General features: G+C 43.5%; 15 protein-coding genes. 10 read left to right on the top strand and 5 right to left on the bottom strand.

Annotated features, from left to right (window positions below):
• Positions 1-7: 7 nt before the first annotated feature.
• Positions 8-2,821: a pyruvate dehydrogenase (acetyl-transferring), homodimeric type gene (aceE, locus tag ACHUET_RS06880; protein WP_371531271.1), complete on the bottom strand. Its 2,814-nt coding sequence runs from the start codon at positions 2,819-2,821 to the stop codon at positions 8-10.
• Between the two features lie 590 nt (positions 2,822-3,411).
• Here aceE and ACHUET_RS06875 point away from each other — a divergent pair.
• The 5 genes from ACHUET_RS06875 (at position 3,412) to ACHUET_RS06855 (ending at position 14,718) form a co-directional block, all read left to right on the top strand.
• Complete coding sequence (locus ACHUET_RS06875; protein WP_394211674.1) at positions 3,412-5,466, top strand: hypothetical protein; 2,055 nt, start codon at positions 3,412-3,414, stop codon at positions 5,464-5,466.
• 249 nt (positions 5,467-5,715) lie between these two features.
• Positions 5,716-6,183, top strand: coding sequence for a hypothetical protein (locus tag ACHUET_RS06870; RefSeq protein ID WP_394211672.1), 468 nt, complete (start codon positions 5,716-5,718; stop codon positions 6,181-6,183).
• 41 nt (positions 6,184-6,224) lie between these two features.
• Positions 6,225-8,333: a beta strand repeat-containing protein gene (locus ACHUET_RS06865; protein ID WP_394211671.1), complete on the top strand. Its 2,109-nt coding sequence runs from the start codon at positions 6,225-6,227 to the stop codon at positions 8,331-8,333.
• A gap of 139 nt (positions 8,334-8,472) precedes the next feature.
• Positions 8,473-13,809 (top strand): hypothetical protein, encoded by a 5,337-nt coding sequence (locus ACHUET_RS06860; RefSeq protein ID WP_394211669.1) that lies wholly within the window; start codon positions 8,473-8,475, stop codon positions 13,807-13,809.
• A 123-nt stretch (positions 13,810-13,932) separates the two neighbouring features.
• A complete protein-coding gene (locus ACHUET_RS06855) occupies positions 13,933-14,718 on the top strand; it encodes a hypothetical protein (RefSeq protein ID WP_394211668.1) in 786 nt (261 codons plus the stop codon).
• Positions 14,719-14,791: 73 nt separating this feature from the next.
• Here ACHUET_RS06855 and ACHUET_RS06850 read toward each other — a convergent pair whose 3' ends face one another.
• From ACHUET_RS06850 to glpK, 4 genes are all read right to left on the bottom strand, one after another.
• Positions 14,792-15,484 carry a TetR/AcrR family transcriptional regulator gene (locus ACHUET_RS06850; protein WP_058025302.1) on the bottom strand — a complete coding sequence of 231 codons (693 nt, stop codon included), beginning with the start codon at positions 15,482-15,484 and terminating at the stop codon, positions 14,792-14,794.
• 237 nt (positions 15,485-15,721) lie between these two features.
• A complete protein-coding gene (locus ACHUET_RS06845) occupies positions 15,722-16,741 on the bottom strand; it encodes an endonuclease/exonuclease/phosphatase family protein (protein WP_394211666.1) in 1,020 nt (339 codons plus the stop codon).
• 313 nt (positions 16,742-17,054) lie between these two features.
• Entirely contained in the window at positions 17,055-17,567 is a 513-nt protein-coding gene (locus ACHUET_RS06840; RefSeq protein WP_201599679.1) for a hypothetical protein, read from the bottom strand.
• Between the two features lie 248 nt (positions 17,568-17,815).
• Entirely contained in the window at positions 17,816-19,438 is a 1,623-nt protein-coding gene (glpK, locus tag ACHUET_RS06835) for a glycerol kinase GlpK (RefSeq protein ID WP_394211665.1), read from the bottom strand.
• Positions 19,439-19,936: 498 nt separating this feature from the next.
• On the opposite strand from glpK, the gene ACHUET_RS06830 reads away from it, so the two are divergent.
• From ACHUET_RS06830 to ACHUET_RS06810, 5 genes are all read left to right on the top strand, one after another.
• Complete coding sequence (locus tag ACHUET_RS06830) at positions 19,937-21,604, top strand: TolC family protein (protein ID WP_394211663.1); 1,668 nt, start codon at positions 19,937-19,939, stop codon at positions 21,602-21,604.
• Between the two features lie 166 nt (positions 21,605-21,770).
• A complete protein-coding gene (locus ACHUET_RS06825; protein ID WP_238037472.1) occupies positions 21,771-22,637 on the top strand; it encodes a YihY/virulence factor BrkB family protein in 867 nt (288 codons plus the stop codon).
• Between the two features lie 48 nt (positions 22,638-22,685).
• A complete protein-coding gene (locus ACHUET_RS06820; RefSeq protein WP_394211661.1) occupies positions 22,686-23,885 on the top strand; it encodes an HlyD family secretion protein in 1,200 nt (399 codons plus the stop codon).
• A gap of 3 nt (positions 23,886-23,888) precedes the next feature.
• A complete protein-coding gene (locus ACHUET_RS06815) occupies positions 23,889-25,199 on the top strand; it encodes an ABC transporter permease (RefSeq protein WP_394211660.1) in 1,311 nt (436 codons plus the stop codon).
• Positions 25,199-26,389, top strand: a complete 1,191-nt coding sequence (locus ACHUET_RS06810) for an ABC transporter permease (protein ID WP_394211658.1) — start codon at positions 25,199-25,201, stop codon at positions 26,387-26,389. Before ACHUET_RS06815 ends, ACHUET_RS06810 begins: the two co-directional genes overlap by 1 nt.
• Positions 26,390-26,420 lie beyond the last annotated feature (31 nt).

Genomic DNA, 26,420 nt, shown 5'->3' with positions numbered 1-26,420 from the left:
ATGATTATTATTCTTTGACATCACCATCATTGAGCAAGGTCGCATCTGCTTGATCTTCGGCGCGGCCTTCATTGCTGATTTCTTCATCGTCTTCAGCAACGAACTCAGGTACAGGACTTGGGTTGACTTTGCCTGGTGCAGGTGCATCTGGAGAATGATCATAATAAGACTGTTGGTGCCATGCAGGTGGTTGATCTGCATCGATGCCTAAGCTTGAAATCGCATCTTTAACCAAACGCATCTCGACTTCACCCTCATCCGCTAAGCGCTTAAGCGTAGCAACAACGATGTGAGCCGCATCAACGTTGAAGAAGCTGCGTAAGTTTTCACGAGTATCAGAGCGGCCATAGCCATCTGTACCAAGCGTGGTATAAGGACGGTTGTCTGGTAACCAAGCACGAATTTGCTCTGAGTAGTTACGCATGTAGTCAGTGGCTGCAACTACGATACCTTCGTGCGGTGCTAATTGCTCAGTAACCCATGGCACTTTTTCTTCATCCATTGGATGTAGACGGTTGTAGTCGTCACAAACCATACCATCACGAGTCAACTCGTTGAAGCTAGTGACACTCCAAACGTTTGATGTGATATTGAACTCATCTTTTAGGATCTGAGCCGCTTTTTGTACTTCACGTAAGATAACGCCTGAACCCAATAGCTGTACCTGAGTTGAGCCATTATCTTCAAGTAAATACATACCGCGCTTGATACCTTCCTCAGCGCCTTCTGGCATGGCAGGCTGGTCGTAGTTTTCGTTCATTAGCGTTAGGTAATAATAAACGCGCTCGCCTTCTCCATACATACGGCGTAGGCCATCATGTACGACAACAGCCAGCTCATAACCATAGCAAGGATCATAAGTCACGCAGTTTGGTACCACGTTAAATAAAATCTGTGAATGACCGTCTTGATGCTGCAAGCCTTCACCATTCAAAGTCGTACGACCCGCAGTAGCTCCTAATAAGAAGCCTTGCGCTTGACAGTCACCTGCCGCCCAAGCCAAATCACCGATGCGCTGGAAACCAAACATTGAGTAATAGATGTACATCGGAATCATTGGTAGCGCGTTCACAGAGTAACTGGTTGCTAAGGCAATCCATGTACTCATCGCACCCGCTTCGTTGATACCTTCTTCTAGCATGTGACCATCGATGGCTTCTTTGTAGCCCATCAATGCTTCGCTATCTTCTGGCGTATATTTTTGTCCGACCGCAGAGTAAATACCCAATTGACGGAACATGCCTTCCAAACCAAAGGTACGCGCTTCGTCTGGTACGATTGGCACAACACGATCTTGGATGTCTTTGTTTTTCAGCATGGCTGATAACAAACGCACGAATACCATCGTCGTTGATTGTTCTTTGCCATTACTGCCTTTTAAGACGCGATCAAATATCGACAGCTCAGGGATGTTCAGCGGAATATGTCCACTACGGCGGTTTGGCAGATGACCACCCAATGCTTCACGGCGACCTTTTAGATACTTCATCTCTGCCGAGCCTTCTTCAGGACGGTAGAATGGTAGGGTCTCTAATTGCTCATCGGTAAATGGCAAATCAAAGCGATCACGGAAATAAACAAGCGCCTCTTGATCAAGTTTCTTGATTTGATGCGATTTATTAACCGCTTGTGTTGTGCTGGACAAACCATAGCCTTTGACAGTTTTGACCAGTACAACCGTTGGCTGACCTTTGGTTTTCATCGCTTCACTAAACGCAGCGTACACTTTTTGTGGATCATGACCACCACGGTTTAGGCGTGCAATGTCTTCATCAGTCAAGGCATCTGCCATTTCTTTTAATTCAGGATATTTACCAAAGAATTCTTTGCGAGTAAATTCAGGCGTACGCGCTTCATATAGCTGGTACTCACCATCGACCACTTCTTCCATACGATGTTTGAGAACACCAGTATCATCATTGGCAAGCAGGCTATCCCATTTACCACCCCAAATGACTTTAATCACACGCCAGCCAGCACCGCGGAATACCGACTCTAGCTCTTGAATAATTTTGCCATTACCACGTACTGGGCCATCAAGACGCTGCAAATTACAGTTAACAACCCAAATCAGGTTGTCTAACTTCTCACGACCAGCAAGAGAGATTGCACCCAAGCTTTCTGGCTCATCCGTCTCACCATCACCCAAGAATGCCCAAATTTTACGGCCTTCTTTTTCTAACAGTTTGCGGTTTTCCATATAACGATGCACGTGAGCATGATAGATCGACATGATCGGACCTAGGCCCATTGATACCGTTGGGAACTGCCAATAGTCAGGCATCAAATATGGATGTGGATAGCTTGATAAGCCTTTACCACCCACTTCACGGCGGAAGTTATCGAGCTGATCTTCAGTTAGGCGACCTTCTAAATAAGAACGTGCATAGATACCTGGTGCTGAGTGACCTTGATAATAAATCATGTCACCACCGAAGTGATCGCTTGCCGCACGGAAAAAATGGTTGAATCCTGTTTCATAAAGCGTGGCACTAGAGGCAAATGATGCCAAGTGACCACCCAAATCATCATCATTTTTGTTGGCACGCATGACCATTGCCAAAGCGTTATAACGAATCAACGCACGAATCTTACGCTCCATACCAAGATCGCCTGGATACATTGGCTCGTCTTCAACAGCGATACTATTAATATACGCGGTATCCAATCTATTAAATGGTAGCCCTTCTTGAACAGCCATATTATACAAGGCTTTTAGAAGAAACTGAGCGCGATCCTTATCTGCATGTTTGAGAACAGACTCAAAGGCTTGTAACCACTCTTTGGTCTCGGTGCTATCAGCATCCTTGTAATAATTCATTGTTGTCGATCCTTTTATATCAGTCATACCTACCTATCTAGACGGTAGGGCTTTGTTAAATACTGGTGTGAAATGAGATATCGGTTTACTTATGACTTCCTTGCTATGTCCAAGCATTCCCTTGTTTCATACGGTGAGGTACAGCTAGATTATACAAAATAGTGCCACTGAGAATTGACATATGCGTCAAATGGACGAAACTACAAAACAGATCATACTGTTGTCCCTGTATATTCAGTCATGAATGATTTTGACACTCTATTATAAGCGTTTGCGAGGCAATTGTTTATGGCTGTAGAGAAATGGATAAATAACAAGTATTTTTTAAATAAATAATGATTAGTTTTTTTAAAAATGACTATTGATCACTTGATAAACTGTATCTATTCAACTTTGCTGAATATATAAAAATTAATATCACCTCTGTAATAGCATTTCGAGTTTCTAGATAGATATTATTTGAGTAAACTTTTATGCTATTCATACCCTATAAATAGACTTTCGTCTCATTTTTGTATATTAATTGTCACTTAGACATTATGCTTATCACAAAGCCATATCCAAATTCCATTCTTACTCTCGGAGCTATTATGAATTCGTCTATTGAACTGTCAGCTTTTAAGTCGAGAGTAACACGTTGGATAGCCTTACCGTCCTTGTTGGTACTACTGCCCAACTATTTGGCTTTTGCAGCAATTACAACTTGCCCTGCTAACTTTGTGTCTGATGAGTTTGCAAGCACTGATTACAGCAACTTAGGATCGACAGCATCACCACCTATTCTTGGTATAAACCAACTTTTAAACGGTCTCAAAAGTGAAAGTTACACTGTGGCTTCTAACAGTTTAATCACTACTGGCAGTCTAGATGCAGGTGGCTCAAACTTTTATAGACCTAAGACGCTAGCGGGCAACCTTCAATCATTTGAATTTTTTCAGGATTTTACTAACAAAGCATCATCTCGTACGGCCTCATATACTTTTAAAAACAGTTTCACCAACGAGTCTCAAGCCCTTACCAATGTCAGCTTAAGTATTTATGATATAGATGTGAACTATTTAGGTACAGGGACAGGAAACGGAGGAACAACACTAAATACTAGATATTTCGAGTTTTCTGACCAAGTGACCATCACTGGCTTTACTAGTGCGGGTGCTAGTGTGACGCCAACTTTGATATATAGAGGCACCGGAATAACAGCTACTGCACCCTATCGTCAAACCACTACTACCGGTAGCGTTTTGTGTAGTACAGATTCTGTAGACGAGAGCTGTAAAGTATCCGTTGCTTTTAATCAACCTATCGTTAGAGTGGATGTGTCTTATGGCAATAACCCTAACTTAGAATACTACGATGTTACTACTGGCACTGTTGGTAACCCTGGTGATCAGCTGATCAACATTGTATTTGATGGTTACTGCTACCTACCGCAGCCGCGCCTAACATATACTAAAGTACTCTCCTCTTCTCGCAAAACAAACACCGACCAATTCACAGTTCAAATCAAGGACAACGCAAATAACTCAGTCGTTACCAGTGGTATCAACTCAGTTACTACAACGGGTTCAGGTAATACTGTCACTACGGGTACAGGTACTACAGGAACCTTTAAGGTAAATCCTGCCAAGACCTATACGTTGACAGAAGCCGTCTCAGGAACAACCAACCTAGCAGATTATACTGCGTTATATGCATGTAGAAGATCTGATGGTACAACCGTCAATACTCTAGATCCAAAAAATCTAAAGCTTACGTATGGGGATAATTGGGCATGTACAATCACAAATGGTAGATCTAATTATGTCTTTTCAGGTATTGTATTTAACGATAACGGTCAAATTACCTCTCCAGCCAAAGACGATGTATCTGCTAAATATCTGAATAACAGCCTTTATTTTAATGGTAGATATGACTCGCCAACTGAATCTGGTATCCCTTTTACCACCGGTCACACCATTACTTTGAATAAATGTGCCGGTGATAGTGGGACGTTTTCGCCTCAAACAGTGAATATAAATAGTGACGGTACCTACAGCTTCAATTTGACATCTGCACAAGTTGGCAGTTACACAAGACTCTGTGTCACTCAGAATGAACCTAGCAATTATGCATATTCTGTAGACACGACAAGCGATGTGCGACAAATAAACATTATCAATAGTCAGTACAACTATCCTAGCAATGATTTCGGTGATGTTATCCAAGAAAATGCTGCATTGGTATTAATCAAAAGTCAGTATGTTCATGACTGTAGTCTAAATAACCTTGCCACAATTGGTGTTAATTATGACGGTAGTGCTAGCAGCGCGTATAGTACAAAACCAATATCTGGCATTGTGCCAGGACAATGTATCGCTTATAGAATTGAAGCTGTCAACCGGGGCAATGTTTCTTTGACAGATATTGTTATAAAGGATACGTTACAGAGTAAAAATGACTCCAATAATTCGCTGATTACCTCTACCTTAGTTAATCCAACACCTATTGGTGAAAATAGTGGTACTCCATCATTTGCAGCAAATTCGGTATCTATTGGTAACAACGGTACAGTGACCACCAATACTTTTTCTTTAGGTGCCACTACAGCCACTCGCCGTCAGGCCATTCGTTTTAATACTAAATATGGTACTACCAGTAGTAACTAAACACCTGTGTATTAAATTACCGAATACTCAATCAAGCCCTATCTTCCAAGATAGGGCTTTTACCGTTTGGTCATCTCGAAACACCATTTGTCGTCTTTATAATGAAAGTTTGTATTGGTTACGTGACAATAGCTTAAAGGGAGATGTGTGCTTTTTACAGACGAGCCTGATATCAAATTACAGACAGCTTCATTGTAGCCCAAAGCATCTATATCCCAATGATAGCAACGGTATAAGAAAGGATTTTATATGAAACGTTTCAAGATTCTACGCAATGTTCTGTTAGCAACGGTTGCTTCTACTAGCATGTTAGGCTTCGCGCATGCTGAAGATGCTCTAAAGATGGAACTGACTGCCAATCAAGTAATCAAAAATGCTGATGGTAAGACAGTCTATACGGCAATACGTACCGCACCAGCAGGTACTGTCATCCAATACAAGGCAACTTATACCAATACCATTAATAAAGATATTAATGATCTGATGGTGACTTTACCTATTCCTGCCAACATGACCTTTACTGGTGATGCGATGCCAGCCAGCGCACAAGCCAGCACTGATGGTAAGAACTACGCTGATATGCCGCTAATGCGCAAAGTCGATGGCAAGATGGTCAGAGTACCCTACTCTGAATACCGTACGCTACGCTGGAACATCAAATTACTACCCGCAAAAAAGGCAGCAGCTGTTGCCCTTAATACTGTCGTTAATAAATAACCCTTCATCCTTACTGATTTAATCTTTCGGAGATTTACTGCATGAAACCAAATTCTTTTAAATATTCAGTATTAGCCGTAGGTGTTGTGGCTGCAATGGGCATCTCTACTGCCGCTAATGCAGCTACTCCTAATACGACTGGTGGTATTAGTGCAGGAGCGGCACCGATCACCAACGTCGCAACCGCAAACTATAGCGTTGCTGGCATTGCTCAGCCAAACGTTACTTCTAACATTGTGACTGTCAGCGTTAGCGAAACAGCTAACTTTGCACTCGTATCGACTGTTGATGATGGTAGCATTGGTAACGATACTGCTGTTAATAGAACTGCTACGCCAGGTGGTACGACTACCTTTACTCATGCTTTAACCAATACGGGTAACGTGACGGATACCTATACCGTTAATACCACAGGTAATGACTCAGCCCTAGTAACAGCTGCTCCAGACTATGCTTTAGGTACTGCGCCTGTTACGTTTACTATTGTACAAGCAGATGGCACTGCTTTGACTCCTGCTCAGCGCACCGCTTTAGGAACTCAAGCGGAGACAGGTACCCTAGCCAATGGTGGTACTATTAGACTACAGCCAGGTACTAGAGCTAACTTAAGCTACGAAGCAGCTACGCCAGACGATCGTAACGGTAATGACAAAGGTGTAGGCACATTAACAGCGACCAGTACTTTCTTTACTGCTAATAATGCACCTGGTGCGACATTGGTGAATGAAAACCAAACTATCGTGAGATTGCCTACCTTCAAAATTACAAAAACAGCGACCAGTACTGTCGATTTGACAGTCGCTAACCCACAGATTGCTTATAGTATCGTAGTCACTAACGCGACTACTGACTATAGTACTGCTGCGACTGATTTTGTCATCCGAGATGTCCTTCCTGCAGGTTTGAGCTTGCCTAGTGGCACAGCATCAGACGTGACCGTAACTGGTGCTGGTACCGCTACGATTTCCACTATCGGTGGTCGACAAGCTATCAATGTTGCCGTAGCGAACTTAGCCGTTGGCGCAAGTCGCACGATTACTTTTACGGTTAACGTCGATAAAAATCAGTTTACAGCTGCTAATAGTTCGGTAACTAACAACGCAGAAGTCTACGATAAATTCATCGGCCCGGTTAGTCCGTTAATTGCTGCTCCTGTACTTGGTACTGACTATGATATTTTGGATAGTACAGATAGCACTATAGGTGTTACTAGAATACCTGATGATGCGGGTGAAGGTAACGGCGCTGGTATAGATAGTCCTGGTGTGACTAACTTTACCAGACGAGCGGTTGTAGTAAGCAATCCAACGACTAAAGAAGTTCCCCCTGCCTCAGGTACTGCTAGTCAGGCGACTCATTCAACTCTCATTACTAACAGTGGTCAAGATGCTGAAGGTACCAATGCTAACCCATTGACTTTCACTATTGCCGATGGTGGCAATAATTTGGCTGTCAGACCTGTTACTGGTCCTGTTAGTGCTACTTATACGCCGCCTGGTAATGGCGCTCCGGTTACTATAACGCTGCAACCTACCGTTGCTGGTGGTAATACATATACTCTTAATAGCACTACACTACCAACCGCTCAATTTCCAAATGGTATTGCACCTGGTGGCATACTAGCGATCAACTACAATGTGTCGTCTGGCAATGTAGCTGCTCCTGCAACTGTTGATGATGCTGCAGCTGTTGGTAGCACTGAAACTTCTGTTGTAACGTTAACGCCTGCTGGTATTAATCCACCTGCTGTTACTTCAGTGACTGATACGACTAACGTCAGAGGCTTAACTTTAGTGAAGTCTCAAGCATTAGATGAGACTTGTTCAGGTACGGTTGCTGCAAGTACCTTTGTTCAGACTGCGCTCGAGGCGAAACCTGATCAGTGTATTATCTATCGTATTCAGGCGACTAATACTTCTTCAGCAGCGTTAGGTTTTAATCTTAACGCTTTAACCATCTCGGATTTGTTGTCTAACTTTTCAGCTGGTGCAGCTTTAGTAGCTGGTTCACCTGCTACTTCTGCGACTGCTTCATCTACTGCAGGCATAGCTAGTACTTCTGCTACTGCGGTTCTTGGTAGTAACTACACTATAGCTCCTCAGGGCGTTGGCACCTTGACCTTTAAAATCAAGATCAAAAACGCTCGTTAATTTATATTTAATATTTCAAAGTCTATAAGCTTCAAAAGACGCTTATAGACTAACGCTCCAGCTTGACCTAATTGATTTTGACGAGCCAAGCTGGAGAATTACTACCCTACCCTTCTATGTTTTATTGGATAAGCGACACATGACTAAATCTTTAATGACACCGTCTAATCGTATTACGTTGCATACAGCGAAGATCTCTGCGCTGACTGCTGCAATGTTGCTTATGCAATCAAATATGGCGTTTGCTGCGCCGAGCACTCTCGTACAAACTATCAACAACGTTGCTAATGCTTCTTATGACATCAATTCTATCAAACAGAATAGCATTTCAAACCAAGTTCAAGTCAAAGCCTCGGCCTTACCTGAATACGGTATTAATTTAACTCAGCAACCTGTGCGTACTGTCGCACCCAACACACTGGTGAATTGGGTCAATGTTCTTAGTAATACTAGCTATAGTAGTCAGACTGTTGAGCTGACGCTTGATGTATCGCCAACTCTATCTAATTTAAAAGTTTATCAAGACCTGAATAGCAACGGTATTGTCGACGGTGGCGATAGACAACTTATTCTTGATAACATGAGTACTCAAATCAAGCTTGGTCAAAGTGAAAACATTCAGCTTATTGTACAAGCGTTATCAGATGCTGATGGTCAGGATGGGGATACTGCTGATATTAAGATTGGTGCAGTTGTGTTAGAAGATTCGTCAGTAGCCAGCGTGAGTGCGACCGATAGCTTGGTCATTATCGAATCTGGTATCAAATTCACCACTCCTAAATTTGATGAAAGTAAAACTGTTTCACAAATTAATGATGATGTTTATGTCAGTGCCAGCTATGCGCAATGTAACGTACAAACTGACAAGCCTGATCAAGTATGGGTAACCATCACGTCGCCGATAACTGGAGATAGCTATTCACTTAAAGCTATAGAAACTGGTAATAACACGGGTAAATATCAGCTATCAGCGGCCACTCAAAATAACGCCAATGCTATTAACGATAAGCTCATCCAGACGTTGAACAGCGACACATTGACTGTCAATTTAGACGCCTGTATCGCCCCTTCGGTTGGCATTGGTGCTGATGAATTGCCAAACGCGTCTGACTTCACCGTGCGTATCAGTGATCTGAGCTCACAAATCAATATTGTCGATGATAATCCAACTCTAGTTGTCACAAAGGAAAGTGACGTAAAAAGTGCTGAACTCGGCGATTATGTCAGCTACACCATCAATATCACAAACAATGGCAATGCTACTGCTTACGACGTACAGCTAAAAGATGCATTACCACGCGGTTTTGATTATGTCGATAGTAGTGTGCGTGTGAGCCCAGCGACTGATATCGATATCAATCAGACACAGACTACTGAGTTTAAGTCTGACGGTAAATATCAGGTATTGAACTTAGGCAATATGGCAAATGGCGAAAGTAAAAAAATTACTTATCGTGTGCTTGTTGGTGCTTCATCACTAGGTGGTGATGGTATCAACCGCGCAATCGCAGTTGCTAACAACGAGCAAGGCCAACGTTTAGTATCAAGAGAAGCACAGTGGAAAATCGACGTAGAACGCGGCGTCATGAATACTGACGGTATCATCGTTGGTAAAGTCTATCACGACATCAACCGTGATGGTATTCAGCAAAAAGAAGACGGCGAGCTTGGGGTTGCTGGTGTCCGTATATATATGGAGAACGGCAACTTCATCGTTACTGATCCTGAAGGTAAATACAACTTTTATGGGGTCAGTGCCAAAACACACGTACTAAAAGTAGATAGCACGACGATCCCTAGAGAAACAGAGCTGGTCACCCAAAGTAACCGTAATGCTGGTGATGCTGGCAGCCGTTTTGTCGACTTGAAATATGGCGAGCTACATCGTGCAGATTTTGCTATCGTTGGCGGCATGGGCGATAGTACTGAGCGTCTAAACGCTGAGCTAATCGCTCGTAGCAAATCAGTGAGTGCTAAGAATGATACGCTAGAGCAAGCGGTAAAAACAGCGCTAACATTAGAGCCAAACTACGATGCCGACACGACTGATAATGTCGATGCTAGCGGCTGTAATATCAATGGTGATCTAGACCTTGGTAACAACTGTGATTCTGCTATTGTCAACGATATGCTTGGGGATGCGACCAATCGTGTAGACATGGCCGTGACAACGGTTGCACCTCCAGTAGAAAAAGAGCTCGAAGAATATTTAAAAGAAGTTGTCAATAACGATGTCTCGTTTATCAACTTGAGCGAAGGTCAACAGCTCAGTACTTACAAGCAGATGGTACAGGTACAAGCACCACTTGGCTCAATATTTACTTTGTACGCCAATGGCAAAGCAGTATCAGAGCAAAATATAGGTAAAACTGCTAAGCAAGAAAAGCAGAATGTCACGGCTTTTGACTATTATGCGGTTGACCTAAAACGCGGAAGTAATACGTTACGCGGTGTGGCCACTGATATCAACGGCAAAGTCATCTCTGAGCAGACTATTAAAGTGTTGACACCTGATAGCTTGCAATCTATCGACTATCGTACTCAGGCACAGCTAGTAGCTGCAGACGGCATTAGCGAATACCAGATAGTCGTTAGTCTAAAAGATCGCGACAATCGCCCCTATATCGGTACAACTTCTCTTACACTTGATACTAATATCGGTCGTATCAATCTGAAAGACAGTAGCCTAGATCAAGCCGGCACCCAAGTTACTGTATCAGGTGGTGAGCTATTGATACCAGTCATCGCGCCAAGTGCACCAGGCAAAGGCGAGTTGGTGATTGATACGGGTAGCAGCAAACAAATCATTCCATTACAGTTTACGGCTAAGCTGCGTCCACTCATTGCTGTAGGTATCGTTGAAGGGGCTATTTCGCTCAAAGACTTTGACGGTAGCAGTATCACTGATGCTCAAGGCGCCTTTGAACAAGAGCTGAATGATTTTGCTGGTAACGACGACTATACCGCATCTGGTCGTGCGGCGATGTTCTTGAAAGGCAAAGTACGTGGCGACTATTTGCTGACGCTGGCTTATGACAGTGACAAAAAAGGTGAGCGATTATTCCGTGATATCGAGCCTGGCGAATACTATCCTGTCTATGGTGACTCATCGGCTAAGGGCTTTGATGCGCAATCAACCAGTAAGCTCTATGTGCGTCTAGACAAAGGCCGCTCATTCGCGATGTACGGCGATCTAAAGACACAAATTGACAATGATGACGGCATCAAACTGGGTCAATACAACCGTACATTGACTGGTCTAAAGGCGCAATTTGAAGATAATAATACTCGCGTGACTGCATTTCTAGCAGAGACCAGTACTAGCCAGCGCGTTAATGAGACTCGCGGATTAGGTATTTCAGGTCCATATCCATTGGCGGAGAACTTTGACGCGGTACTAGAAAACTCTGAAATCGTCGAAGTTATTACTCGTGATGCCAACAATCCCGGTCTTATCATCAGCCGTGAGACGCTAACTCGTTTTGCTGATTATGAGATAGACCCGATTAGCCGCAGCTTATTTTTAAAATCACCGATTGCGAGTCAAGATATCGAAGGCAATCCTATCTACATTCGTGTCACAGTAGAGGTCGACGAAGGTGGTGAGGACTATCTGGTTGGTGGTATCGCTGCCAAACAGCAACTGACTAATAAAGTCGCTATCGGTGGTAGCTATATCAATAGCGACGACCCATTGAACAAAGAAGAGCTTGCTAGTGTCAATAGCGTTATCAGATTCAACGACAAGCTAAAGCTGATCGCTGAATACGCGATGAACAAAGCTGAGAATCCTAATTTTCAGCCAAGTAACCAGATCAACACCACAGAATTAGACGATAGCAATGTTGAGGGCAATGCTTTACGTGTCGAGCTTGATTTTGATAATAAGAAAGACACGCGTGCCAAGGCTTATTACAATGATGCAGATGAAGGGTTTGTCACTGGTGCGTCACCACTTACTGCTGGACGTACGGAGTCTGGCGTAGAAGTCATCCATACATTCAACGACAAAAAAACAGCGCTAAAATTAGAAGGTGTACGTACCAAAGATCATACTACTGATGCGAGTCGTGAAGGCGTACAAGCCAGTATCGAGCAACGTTTGAGTGAAAACGTCGTTGGTGAAATCGGTGTGCGCTACTACAAACAAGATGCTACTGCTGCCTCACGCAATAACCAAGCAGCCACAGACGTGGTAGATGTTACCGATGACACGCTGTTCAATGATGACATTATCAACCAATCAGCGTTGAATGGCGTTAGTGATGCGGACAAAGATATCGAAGGCACAACGGTTCGTGCCCGTATTACCTCTCGCCTGCCAAAGCTAAATAATAGCTTGGTATTTGCAGAGTATGAGCAAGATATCGAAAATAGCTCGCGCAATGCCACGTCCATCGGTGGTGAAACCCCAATCGGTAGCTTGGGTCGTCTGTATGCACGTCATGATTTGATCAATAGCTTGTCTGGTAGCTATGGTCTTGATGATACTGATGAGCGTCAACGTACTGTTGTTGGCTTTGACGCCAGTTATATGAAAGACGGTAAAGTATATAGCGAATACCGCATGCGTGACGCGATCAGTGCGCGTGAAGCGGAAGCCGCTATCGGTCTAAAAAACAAGTGGTATGTACAAGAAGGTCTGACTCTAAATACGTTGCTTGAGCGCGTTGAGTCATTAGAAGGCGAAGAGAACAACACCGCCACTGCAGCAGGTTTTGGCGTTGAGTATCTTGCTAAAGAAAACTACAAAGCATCAGGACGTGTTGAGAAACGTTGGGGCGAGACAAGCGACACTTTACTGGGTAGCGCAGGTATTGCCTATCGTTATACCGATGAGATTACCTTATTGGCCAAAGATACCTATTCGCGCATCGACTATAATGATGGCGATCGCACGATTAATCGTTTCCAACTTGGCGCCGCTTATCGTGATTACGACAGCAATCAGCTAGACATGCTCGCAAAGCTTGAGTATCGTTTGGATGACAATAATACGGGTGATGATACTTATCAAAAAGACACGACCGTTTGGTCATGGAATGGTAACTACCATCCAACGCGTGCCTTAACCTTGTCTGGTCGCTATGCGGGTAAGTATACAGAATATGAAGCAGACAACATTACCAGTGACAACACTGCTCATGCCGTTTATGGTCGCGGTCTCTACGACATTAGCGAACGTTGGGATGTTGGTTTGCAAGCGGGTACTTACTGGAATAAGCAAGCAGATGATCTGTCTTATATGTTAGGTGCTGAAGTGGGCTATAGCCCACTGACCAACCTTTGGTTGTCACTTGGCTATAATTTTATGGGCTTTGAAGATGAAGACATCGCCTACGACGACAGTACTCAAGAAGGGGCTTACTTTAGATTGCGCTTCAAGTTTGATGAAAATCTATTCAAGCGTGAAGACCCACGTAAGAACAAGCGTTTAAATAGTGACTCTACGCAAGTTAACACGACTACCTTGTAAGACAATGATAGCATCTTGACTCCTGTCTAATGGCAATATAATAAGCGATTAGACAGGAGTCACAGAGTCAGTCCTAATAATGGTAAATACCCACACTCATTACCTTCAGATAAGGTTTGCATCATGTTTAAAGCTGCCATTAAAACCACTGCTTATAAACAACCAGTATATACTGCACTCTCGGCACTGTTACTTTTGAGTGTCGCATCCCTTGCTTCAGCACAAGATAGCATCGCTAACAACACGGCTCAAATCGTTGATACGAATAGTGTTGTAGATTGTCGTGATGATATTCAGGCTCAAGCGCCTTCTTATAAATATCAAAGCACACAGCAACGTGTACTCAACTGTATGGTAGAGCAACTACAGCCCTATCAGCAAAAAGACAAAACCGCTCGTCAGCAGTACCTCGCTTACAAAGCGCAAGCATGGCTTACTTATGCGATCCATCAAGACAGTATGAATAGCCGCTCAGCTGAGGGCCCATTAGCAGTAGAAATGGCTGAGAATATATTACAGTCACTAAAAAATAATACAGCACAAAACATCAAACTACAGCAAGATATCCCTACTACCTCTGCTCTAATGCGGCCTGATCTATGGGCAACGCTGAGTGCGCTAAAAGACAGCGACGGTATAGAGTCAGCGCCACGTGAGATGGCATTTAGTGAAGTGGCATTAATTTGGGCGGCGACCAATCAGTGTAAGCGAGGTTGGCGTGAATCAGGTATGCATTTTCGCATGGCGGATCGCTGGCTTGAGCAAGCACGCGAAGCTTACGTGAATGCTCATGATTCACAGACTAACGTGGCTTTAGAGCAATCTATCGTCAGCTACTACAAGCAGTATGCGCCTTTAGATGCCAGTGATGATATCTGCCGCGGACAAGATCTAACGCCAGATAATTAAAGCGCCTTACTAAATGACAGAGGTAAAAAAGCCGACAGATTTGTCGGCTTTTTTGTGTCTACTATAGATAAAATTAGCGGTTTTTACGTGGTAGTTTTTCTGGTAGATAGCAGCGTAAGTACGCGATAAATGCCGTATTTGCTTCTTGAATATAGTCTTCAGTGATATTCTGATGACGACGATAAGACAAGGTAAATATCGCATTAACAATGCTATAAGCAATCAATAACGTGTTTTGGATATCCTCAAAATTTGGCATCTCATAACGTTCTGATAAACGCTTATAGACCAAGTCAACAATTTGATGGTCCATATCTTCACCAAATTCATCACCTTCAAAATCAGGCGTATTGGTGTCATAGATGAGTTTGGCTTTGGTCTCATCGTTGTGGAATATCGTCACGCACTGATCAATCAGCGCGGTTAGATATCCTTGCCATCTATCGTAGTTACCGATATCAACGGTTTCTACCATCTCTAATATTTCAATCGCATTCAAAAAGCGCAATGCTAAAAATATTGCTTCAATGTTAGGAAAGAAATGATAAGCAGAAGCTCTTGGTATTCCTGCTTCTTCACACACAGCCGCCAAAGTAATATCATTGATGGCTTGTGTTTCGCTCAATTTTTTGGCACCAGCCAAAAGTTTTTGACGACGTGCGCGGCCCTGCTGACTGGTAAATTTAAACTTGTTTGGTACAAGTTTTTTTGCCAATTCCGAGTCTACCAACACATCTTCAATTTTTTCGTCTTTGTTATCACTCATTATAAGTCTCTTAATGTTACGCCCTATTTTATAAATATAATCTTCATCGAATAGTATTCATCCTAAATGACCGGATTACGAGTTATTGACTGCAATACAAAGCCAATATTATCGCTACTAACCTCAATGAGGAGGCATCATAAACGCTTGTACACTATCAAGCAAGGGACATGAATGGGTTAAAAGTTAATGTATCGATTAACACTCTACTAGAGTTAACTATCTAATTTTATGAAGTTAATCATTCAGTTTAATTTTCGCTCTTATAATACCATGATCAGTTACCCTATCTGAATAATCCCACTTAAGATGGTCATTGAAATAATCAACTCTTTCAACCTGACCGAGCGAAAACTTACTATCAGGTAAGAACTCTTCTGAGACAAACAACTGATCGATCACTTCTGGCATACCTTGATGAATATGGGTGTAAGCCACATCTTTCATCCAACCATAGCGAGCTTGAATACGAGCGGCGTCAAAAAGTGCGACATCACGCATACTTTTATCATAATTAACTTCGCCAGTCTCAGTCATCAGCTGGGTCGTTACGCTACCAGTCACATCATTCATGTCGCCAAGCAGTATCAATGGCTCACGCGTGTTATGCAAACGTTCCATAATCGACATACGAATAGATGCTGCCTCTGCAGCACGCATGCACAAACTGCGAAGCTTGGCACGAATACGGATATTTGGATCATCCATGTCTTCTAATAGGTGACCATTTTCGTCACGTAAGAAAAACGCACGTTTACTTTTTAGATGCGCCGTGATGATCGTTATTGGTTGACCATATGCGTCAACACGCAATATCAAAGGTGGACGATTAAAATGCTTATGAGGTCCGATATCAGGGATGTCAATCACAGCTTTTGGTGCAATCTCTTCTAATAAGGTCGTCTCTAACTGCTCAAATCGACTAATAATACCAACGGCTGGTGTATTCTGTGCGCCTCTACCTTGAGTATATGGGCTTGCAGTGTCATTGCTTGCAAGCGGAATGACCACCTGTTCTGGTTCAAATCCTAGTGAGACAGCTAGTGCTTCTAGTGCATTGCTATCCCATACTTCTTGTACGGCAATGATATCAGCGTGTGCTTTAGCCAGCAGATCTGTCAGACCACGTAGCTTATGCTCATAAGCTTTATTATCGTAAGCTGGGGCATTCTCATAATAAATGCGATTAGGGTTAGCAAAGTTCAATAAATTAGCTGTGGCAATATAAAACTGTTTACTACCGTCATTATTAGTCATAAGTCCCCTGTCATTCTTGTTTTTCTTATATTATATTATATTCATACATATAGATTCATAGCAAATTTTATGCCAAAAAAAACTTCCAAAGGTTGACTTTGGAAGTTTTAAAGTAACATAAATACTGCTGGTCAAAGTCATTAATAGAACCAATCGTACAATCAATCTATTTTCAGCAACGAAATAGTAATCTCTTGTCAGCTTTTTTAAGAGACCGCTCGCCTATCAAACTGGCTATCTATTAAAGTCATTGAGTAAACAGTAGTCATATTCTTAAATATTTTTAACATTTAACTTTTTTGTAAAACACGTACTACGATACACGATGCCATGCGTCACGTGATGCTAGACGCGCTTCATCCCATGCCAAACGAGAATCACCCTTCACTTCATGCCATGAACGCTCTAAGTCGGCTTCATGATCTTCAAAACGTGCATCTACTGGATAGCGAGCGCGGTTTGCATAGCCTACCGCATACGCTGGGTGCATATCGCGATCAAAGTCATAATCTTCTCTATGATAATCAGCGTTTGCATACTCTGCACGCCAGTAAGCTTCTTCATGTGTTGGATCAATGGCTTCGGCTGCTGCATGACCTGCGCCGCCACCAACGATAGCACCAATAGCACCACCAATTAGTGTGCCTAATGGACCTGCCATTGTACCAATGGCTGCACCTGCTGCTGCACCGCCTACACCGCCAATACCTGTACCTACTGGATGTGAGCCTGGCTCACCCGTGATAATGTCTGCATTCAAATCTTCTTTTGTCTCTTTAGACATGTTTTTTACTTCACTGCGATCGATAGCGTCATGGTTACTCATAGTATTATCCCTAAATTATTTATTATTTATTGAATTATTTATTTGCTAAAAGATTAGCAGTCTTGCTAAATCCAACTGAAGTATAGAAATTTATAGGTAGAGACAGATAGCCTGATTATGTAAACTGTGTCCGTATTGCGATTGCATTGCGTTACAGCCTGTATCTTTATGACGTCCATGTACGGTGCGCTCATACTTTGGGTAATTATAAGAGCTTAGTATCGATAAATTCACTATCAAAATCAACCCTATATCTGCATTAATGACCTTGCAATGGCACGTTGCCATTTATCAAGATGTTCCTCACGCGCATCAATCGACATGCTTGGCTCAAAAGTACGATCCACTTGCCATGATGCTTTCATAGTTGACTCATCGTATAACCCAGTTTTTAGACCTGCGAGTAACGCCGCACCCTTTGCTGTGATTTCTGTGTCTCTTGGACGCAGCACAGGAACATCTAACAGATCGGCCTGAAACTGCATCAGCAAATCGTTGTTTGCCGCGCCGCCATCTACTCTCAGCTCAGTCAGGGGATGAGGGCTGTCTTTTTGCATGGCGATGAGCACATCATACGTCTGATAGGCTACCGCTTCTAATGCTGCACGGGCAATATGGGCTTTGGTAGTACCGCGGCTCATACCAGTGATGCTGGCACTGATATCGGAACGCCAGTAAGGCGCACCTAATCCAGTAAAAGCAGGTAATAGCACCACATCTTCGCTACTGTCTACTTGGCGAGCTAAATCTTCAACATCGCTACTTTGTTGAATCATACCCAAATTGTCACGTAACCATTGGACGATAGCTCCTGCCATAAAAACGCTACCCTCCAAAGCATAGGTAACTTCCTTTTTGGGTGGCTGTAGCATTCGCTTGCCTGACTGTACGATTTGATCAAATGATAAATTGTCTGGACGAGTTGGCGATATTTTTCGCTGCCATGCGATGGTGGTTAGCAGCTTGTGCTCACTCAGTTTTGGCTGCTGACCAATGTTCATCAGCATAAAACAGCCCGTACCATAGGTATTTTTGGCCATACCAGCATCGAGACAACCTTGCCCAAAAAGCGCGGCTTGCTGATCGCCGAGCACCGCTTGAATGGGTATTTGCTTTGCGAATAGGCCTTTTTTGGTTTTGCCAAAATCACCGTCAGATGGTAGTACCTTAGGCAATATATTCATAGGAATGGCAAATCGATCGCAAAGCGTCTCTGACCAAGCCAATTTATGAATATCAAATAGCAAAGTACGAGAAGCATTGGTCACGTCGATGACGTGCTCGCCGCCGGTTAACTTATAAATCAGCCAGCTATCAATGGTGCCAACGGCAACCTCACCTTTACTGGCACGTACGCTGAGTTTGGGATTATTTTCGAGCAGCCAAGCAATTTTACTGGCACTGAAGTACGGATCTAAGCGCAGACCTGTGATGCGTTGTACTTCCTCTGCCATATCATATTGAAGGTCATTGTTGAGATCATTATGATTGGCACTTTTATTCATGCTGTTATCGGCGCTTTCAGCAGCGAGTGTCTTGCAATAGTTTGCTGTGCGTCTGTCTTGCCAAATAATAGCGGGTGCGAGCGGTTTGCCTGTTTGCTTGTCCCACATGACAATAGACTCGCGTTGATTGGTAATCGCGATACTAGTGACATCAGTCGCAAGCAATCCTGCCTGATTGATCACATCATGCGCACAGCTGATCTGAGTTTGCCAGATTTGCTGTGCGTCTTGCTCAACAAATCCCGCTTTTGGCGTTTGGAGCGTCGTTGGCTGTTGTGCCATCTTAATAGGGCGTGCATGATCATCGTATAATATCGCTCGACTCGATGTTGTCCCTTGATCTAACGCCAAAATATATCCTGCCATTACGCATACCCTCTACTGATATTGTTGGTTCTATTTGATGAAAACCAGTGGCTATTCATTGTTTGCTGTTAATCAATCACTGTATATTTTATAAATGATTGGCCAAATTATTTAATGATAAAAATAAAAGTACGGTGGTTTAAATTATTTAACTCTAAGCTATGATGTTACTTATAAACGAATATTTAAAAAACAGCTCAAACCTCTATCATACCGCTAGGGATGACACAATAGAGAATAGCAGAATACTGAGCATTGACCCGTCACCATTGTGGCTCTACAGTGTACGCCTTATTTTGAATGATACGTTTTTAGCGCTTTCGTATTAGCGAGCATTTTGATATTTCAGTACAAATATTTTATTTCAGCATCATTTATTCGCTTACTAGCAAATCGTTTATAATAGTATGACCGCTTTATATTCTGAGCGATAAAATCTATTGATGCTGTCCGTTATTTTATAATACCTTACATTCTAATTAATGGCTTATGTGACTTATGAAATTCACTTTATCAGCGCTACCGACTGCTATGATGACAGTTGCACTCATGAGCGGCCCTATAGTGACTTATGCGAGCACGGGCTCAGATAATATAGAATCACCAAATGACATGACACCGGTGACTGTGACAAAAATTGTAGATGCCGATGGTCAAATTAATAATCAGACAGCTCAGACAGCAATAGTACCTAGTCATACATTAGCAGAGACTCATGCTGAGCACAGCGCATTAAACACCCTTATCGATCCAATCACACACAAAGCCGTGGATAATAGCTATCCATTAGAAGTCTCTAGCTTCTTAAGCCTAGAACAAGCGCAAAAGCTTTTGGTTCAAGTCTCGCCCAAAATGGCGGCCAATCAAGCAGCCATCGCTGCTAGCGAATACCAAACTGACGCCCTCAGAACCATTGACAATCCTCTCGTATTTGCGCGCGTCTCTGCCAGTGCTTACCATCTTGATGAGGATATAGATCTATCGTCTCTTAGAAACGGTATCGTCAACGAAGTAAATAATACTGTCGATAACGCGGTTCCTCCGATTGCAGATCTGCCAGATTTACCAAACTTTGGGGAGTTGGTCGGTGAGCGAATTCCAGACTCTTATAATGTTAAGCGCTCAGGCTCTACATCAGGCGCAGGTCTTGGTGTGGTCTGGCCTATTTATACCGCTGGGCGTACGGATGCATTGACTGGCGCCTCAGATGCACGCACCCAAGAAACGGTCGCTGATAGCATCCTTGATAAAAACGAGCTCTATAATACGTTAATTGAACGGTATTTTAAGGCCCAATTGGCGATCATTGCTGCTTACTTACGTGAGGATGCTTACGATACCTTGCAGCAAACGGATCATATGGCAGAACGCTTGTTTGAAGAAGGCTTTATTTCGCGCGTCGATAGACTAGAAGCACAGTCTGCGCTTGCCGATGCCAAAAGCGAATCCGTCAATGCCAATAATGACGCTCGCTTAGCTATGATTGCGCTACAGCGATTGCTACGTACTGATTATCGTATTAAACCGACGACGCCATTATTTGTCTCTAGCCGACCCCTACCGGATGTCAGCTATTTTCAGGATTTGGCACTGAATAATCATCCAGGATTACAAAAGGTCGCCGCCAAACGCGCGCAGGCTCAGCAGTTGCATGCATTATCAGATACTGGCTACAAGCCGACCGTCTTGCTATATGGTTATGGTCAGCTCGAAAAAGACCCAAGCTGGGTCGCTGGTATCTCTGCCAGTTGGAAGCTATGGGGCGGACTTGATAAAACCGCATCATTGGCATCAAGCAATGCTCAAATACGTCAGGCAGATCTTTCTGAAATTGAAGTCAGCGACAACCTGCTACTGCTGGTAGAAAAAAACTGGCACGATGTTAATAATGCTCAATCACGCTATCAAGCGCTACAAAGTAACGTTGATTTGGCTGCAGAAGTTTTAAGATTGCGCCGCTTAGGACTACAAGAAGGCGTGAATACCACAGTCGATGTGGTACAAGCACAAACGCAATCGCTTAAAGCACGTACTGAGCAAGCGCAAGCTGCCAACAGTTATGTACAGTCATTGGCCGCACTCATGCAAAGCTGCGGTACGCCGCTTGCTTTTAACGCTTATCTTAATGCCGCTGATATCCAACTGCCGACTTTGTACACTGAATGATGATTATATATGAAAGCTTATAAAGTATACGAATAAGCGCTATGTCGTCGTTTCAATTTTTAAGTGTTATAAGGCTAATGAGCGAAGATATATACCAAATCAGCATGACGCTATCAAAAAATAACGCTCAATAAACCATACTATTACTATAGTGAATCATTGTTTTATGAAAAAACCAACGTCCAAATCGATAAATAACTGGCTACAAACTTTGCTAAAAACGTGGCCTATTGCGAATACCACTAACGTTTGGGCACATTGCGCCAGTGTCGGATTTTTTGGTTTTTTATCCATCTTTCCAGCAATGGCGGTATTTGTGCTGATTTATGGTCTCGTATTTTCACCCGTTGAGATGCAGGAGCATATCTCCATTTTGCGTCCGTTTATACCTGACACAGTATATGAAGTCCTCAATTCGCGCCTAAGTGAGTTGGTCTCTAATACCAAATCCACACTGACGTTTAGTCTGATCATATCGACCTTACTTGCCCTTTATGCTGGCTCCAAAGGCATCAAATCTTTAATTGCCCTTGTCAATCTCGCTTTTCATATCACCCAAGAGCGCAGCTTTATACAAGGCACGATTCGAGCAGTGAGCCTAACCTTTGGTGCAGTAGTCGTCTTGATGATAGCGGTGTCTTCTATTGCTATCATCCCTGTAGCAGCGAATTATTTCCCTTTTCCTCAAGTGGCTGAAACGGTTGCACTGTGGGCCAGATGGCCTGTATTGGCGGGTATTATCTTTTTAAGCTTTTTAAGTCTCTATCGCCTAGCACCAAATCGCGATGCCGTTGCACTAAAAAAACTGGTTCCAGGAGCAACGCTCGCGACCATTCTTTGGATTATATTGTCCGTACTGTTTTCTATTTATGTGCAAAACTTCAACAACTATAGTGCTGAATTTGGGGCGCTGTCAGCGGCGGTGGTCATTATGCTTTGGCTGTATTATTCAGCCTTTATCGTCGCTTTTGGTGCGATTTTTAATTCTGAAGCCATAGACAATGCCAAACCTTATGCTGTTCGAGTGTACTAATCATAAATCCTTTGTTCTCAACTTTGCTGCTTTAGGAATCACACCGTCATGACTGAATTTCCAAACGAATCAGACAACTCAAATAAATCAGTTGATTCAACCGAGTCAGTGACCTCTCGAGATGCAAAAGCCTCCGTCGATCCAGTAGAAAATGTATCTAGTGGGTCTGACGTTCCAGAGCAATCTGTACCCGCTTATAGTCGTGGTAACGCAAAAGCTGATAAATCTGCTCGTATAAAAAAGATATTGCTCGTACTGTTTGTATTAGGTGTTCTTGGCGCAATTGCGTACGGTCTCTATAAAAGCAATCAGCATAATGAACCAGAAGTCATCACCCTCCAAGGTCAAATGCAGATGCAGCAAACCTCTATCGCTGCAAAGGTAGCAGGTCGCATTGCTAACATTATGGTGACAGAAGGTGATACGGTTACGGTGGGTCAACAACTCATCGAAATGGATTCGCCTGAGATTAATGCCAAGATCAACCAAGCACGTGCTGGCAAGCAAATCGCACAAAGCCAATTGGACAAAGCAGAAAACGGGGCACGCCCGCAAGAGATCGCTCAAGCCAAAGCCGCTTGGCAAGCCAATAAAGCCGCGTCTGATTTGGCAGAAAATACCTATCAGCGTGTCAATCGTCTGTATGAAGAAGGATTAATGGCACGGCAAAAACGCGACGAGGCTTACGCGCAATATCTTGCTACTCAAGATCAAACTGAAGCTGCACGCCTACAATACGATTTGGCATTAGAAGGCGCTCGTAGTGAAGACAAATCAGCGGCTACCGCTCAAGTCGCACAAGTCGATGCCCAGCTAGATGAGGCACTGGTAGCAAAAGAAGAGGCCAATCTAAAGAGCCCTATCGCTGGTATTGTGGACAATGTCATCGTTAGTGCTGGAGAAGTCATCGGTCAAGGCGTTCCTTTGCTCACGTTGGTAGATACCAATGACCAATGGGTAGTGCTCAATGTCACTGAGTCGTATTTAAACCAGTTCGCTATCGGTCAGACATTTACAGGTACTATTCCCGCATTATCATCAGCAGATAAGCCTTATAGCAAGCAGTTTACTGTTTATGCGACATCGACCTTATCTGATTTTGCCACTTGGCGACCGACCAACAATGATGATGGTTTTGATGTGCGTACCTTTGAGGTTAAAGCACGACCATCCACGCCCGATACTCGCATTCGCTCAGGAATGAGTGTAGTCGTGCATATTAATCCTATCAATCAGAACCAAGAGTAAGCCATGCACTTGACTAAGTTAAGTGAGGCTTTTTTACGTAGCGCCGCTTACGAGCGCCGTTTTTTAGCCAAAAACCATTGGGACTTAAGCATGGTGGTATGGATACCACTAGCCACAGTGCTACTGATTTGGTGGATATTTTCACAGACTCAGATTACCGATTTACCCATTGGGGTGATCGATCAGGACAATAGTGCTGTCGCCAATACTACCGTACGTTACTTAGAAGCCAGTCCTACGCTTACGGTTAGACAGCTTTATTATTCACCAGCGGATGCAGAGGCTGCGATCTTGCAACGCGATATTTACGCGGTTGTCATCATTCCTGAGGACTTTTCGCGTAATATTTTATCTAACAAGCCTGCCCCTTTAGTCCTACAAGTAAACGCCCAGTACGGTACACACTCTGGCATCATTCAAACGGCTGTCCAAGCAGTCGCTAGCACATTGTCCGCAGGCGTAGAGATCAAAAGATTGATAAAGCAAGGCGTAGGGCCGTCGCAAGCCATGACTGCTTACTCGCCTATCAGTATCCAGCGTATTAGTTTGTTCAATGCTGCAACCAATTATCAGCAGTTTTTGGCATCGACCGTCATACCTGCACTGCTACATATATTAGCGATGGTCGTCGGGGCAACTACCATTGGTCGCGAGCTGCGCGATAAAAATATTGGTCGCTGGTATCACTTTATCAGTACAGGTACGCCTGACTTAACCTTGCTTAAATCTTCTAAAAAAGCAGCTGCGTTAAAGACCACACAAAATAGTAATAATAACACTGCACTATCATCAGACCCAAAAATGCCCAATTCGGTCAGCATATCAGTGTTGTTATCTGGCCTATTAGGCAAGTATTTTTGGCCGATATTGGCCTATAGCTTATGGTCGGCTTTGGTGTTGTGGCTTGTAACGTCGAACCAAGATATAAGCATTGGGTCAATCATCGCAGTATATATCGGCCTGTTATGTTTGATGATCCTGTCATTCTGGCTTGGTGCTATCTTTACTTTGAACTCCTTTTCACTGCGTATGGGTTTATCAACCACTGGTTTTATTTCAGCGCCTTCTTATGCCTTCGCTGGTGTGACCTTTCCTTATATTGCGATTAGTGATAGCGCGCAATACTGGTCGAATGCATTGCCGCTGACACATTACCTCAAGCTGCATATTGCCCAGTTACAAATGCAAGCGCCGCTTGCTATATCTCTACCCATTGTCTATGGTTTAGCGGTTGCTACCATGATAGCCATGCTACTTGCAGCCTTATTAACCAAACGCGCATTGGCGCATCCTGAACGTTGGGGAGCACGCTAATGTCCGCACAATCAAAGCTCAAGCGCAAAGAGCCTCAATCAGCCATCGCTCCAGCATCTCAAACATTTTGGACAAGCTTTATTCAAACTTTCAAAGACGTTTTTGGGGATAAAGGCGTACTTTTGATGTTGATTATTGCCCCGATTATCTATGGGTTCTTTTATCCTTGGCCCTACTCAACTGAAGTGGTCAACCATGTACCAGTGGGTATTGTTGATTATGACAATAGTAACTTGTCACGCACGCTCGCCCGTTATGCAAGTGCCAGTCCATATATAGATACTGAGCACTTTATCAATGAACAAGCGGCCAAAGAAGCCATATGGTCCGATCAAATTGCAGGTTATATGGTGATTCCAAGTGGCCTTGAAGAACAAGTCATGTCAGGGCAGCAAGCGTATGTCAGTGTCCTCGGCAATGGCGGCTACTTTATTTTAAATAAGAACGTCCAACTGGGATTCTCTAAAGCAGTTGGTACCGTATCAGCGGGAATCAAGGTAAAGAAGAATATCGCGAAAGGCGCTTATGCACCCACCGCAGCACAGAGCGCTCAAGCGGTACCGCTACAAATCATGCCACTTTATAATCAAACTGAGGGCTACGGTGCCTACGTCGTGCCAGCCGTCTCAGTCATTATCTTACAACAGACACTGTTGATGGCGACCGCCATGCTGATTGGCACATGGTATGAACAGCGCCGTCATACTGCAAGTGTACGCGGTTGGCTCGGACGTATCACAGCGCTGAGCACGCTAAGCTTTATCATTGGCTGTTTTTATTATGGCTGGACTTTTGAGCTGCATCATTATCCACGTGGGCAAAATATGCTCGGAACGCTATTGTTTTTAGCACTGTTTTGTCCGACAGTCGCAACGCTCGGCTGCGTACTTGGGCTATGGTTCCGGCAGCGTGAGCGCAGTATGCAGATCTTAATCTTTATTTCACTACCGATATTTTTCTTAAGTGGCTATCCATGGCCAGCCGACCAGTTGCCTCAAATATTACAAATAATACGCTGGCTCGTACCAACTACGCCTGCGATCAACACCTCTGTGCAGCTTAACCAAATGGGTGCAAGCCTCTCTCAAGTCGCTATAGGGTTTTATGCATTGGCAGGATTGTGGTTGCTCTATTTTGTTTTATTGCTATTTTTACGCAAGCGTATTCCGCAAAAAAGAGCCTACTTATAAATCTTCAAATGAATTAAATCTATGAGCATAA

This window comes from Psychrobacter piscatorii, from assembly GCF_043641605.1.
GTDB lineage: Bacteria > Pseudomonadota > Gammaproteobacteria > Pseudomonadales > Moraxellaceae > Psychrobacter > Psychrobacter piscatorii_C.
The sequence above is the reverse complement of the archived record's forward strand: the minus strand, read 5'-3'. Positions and strand labels throughout refer to the sequence as shown.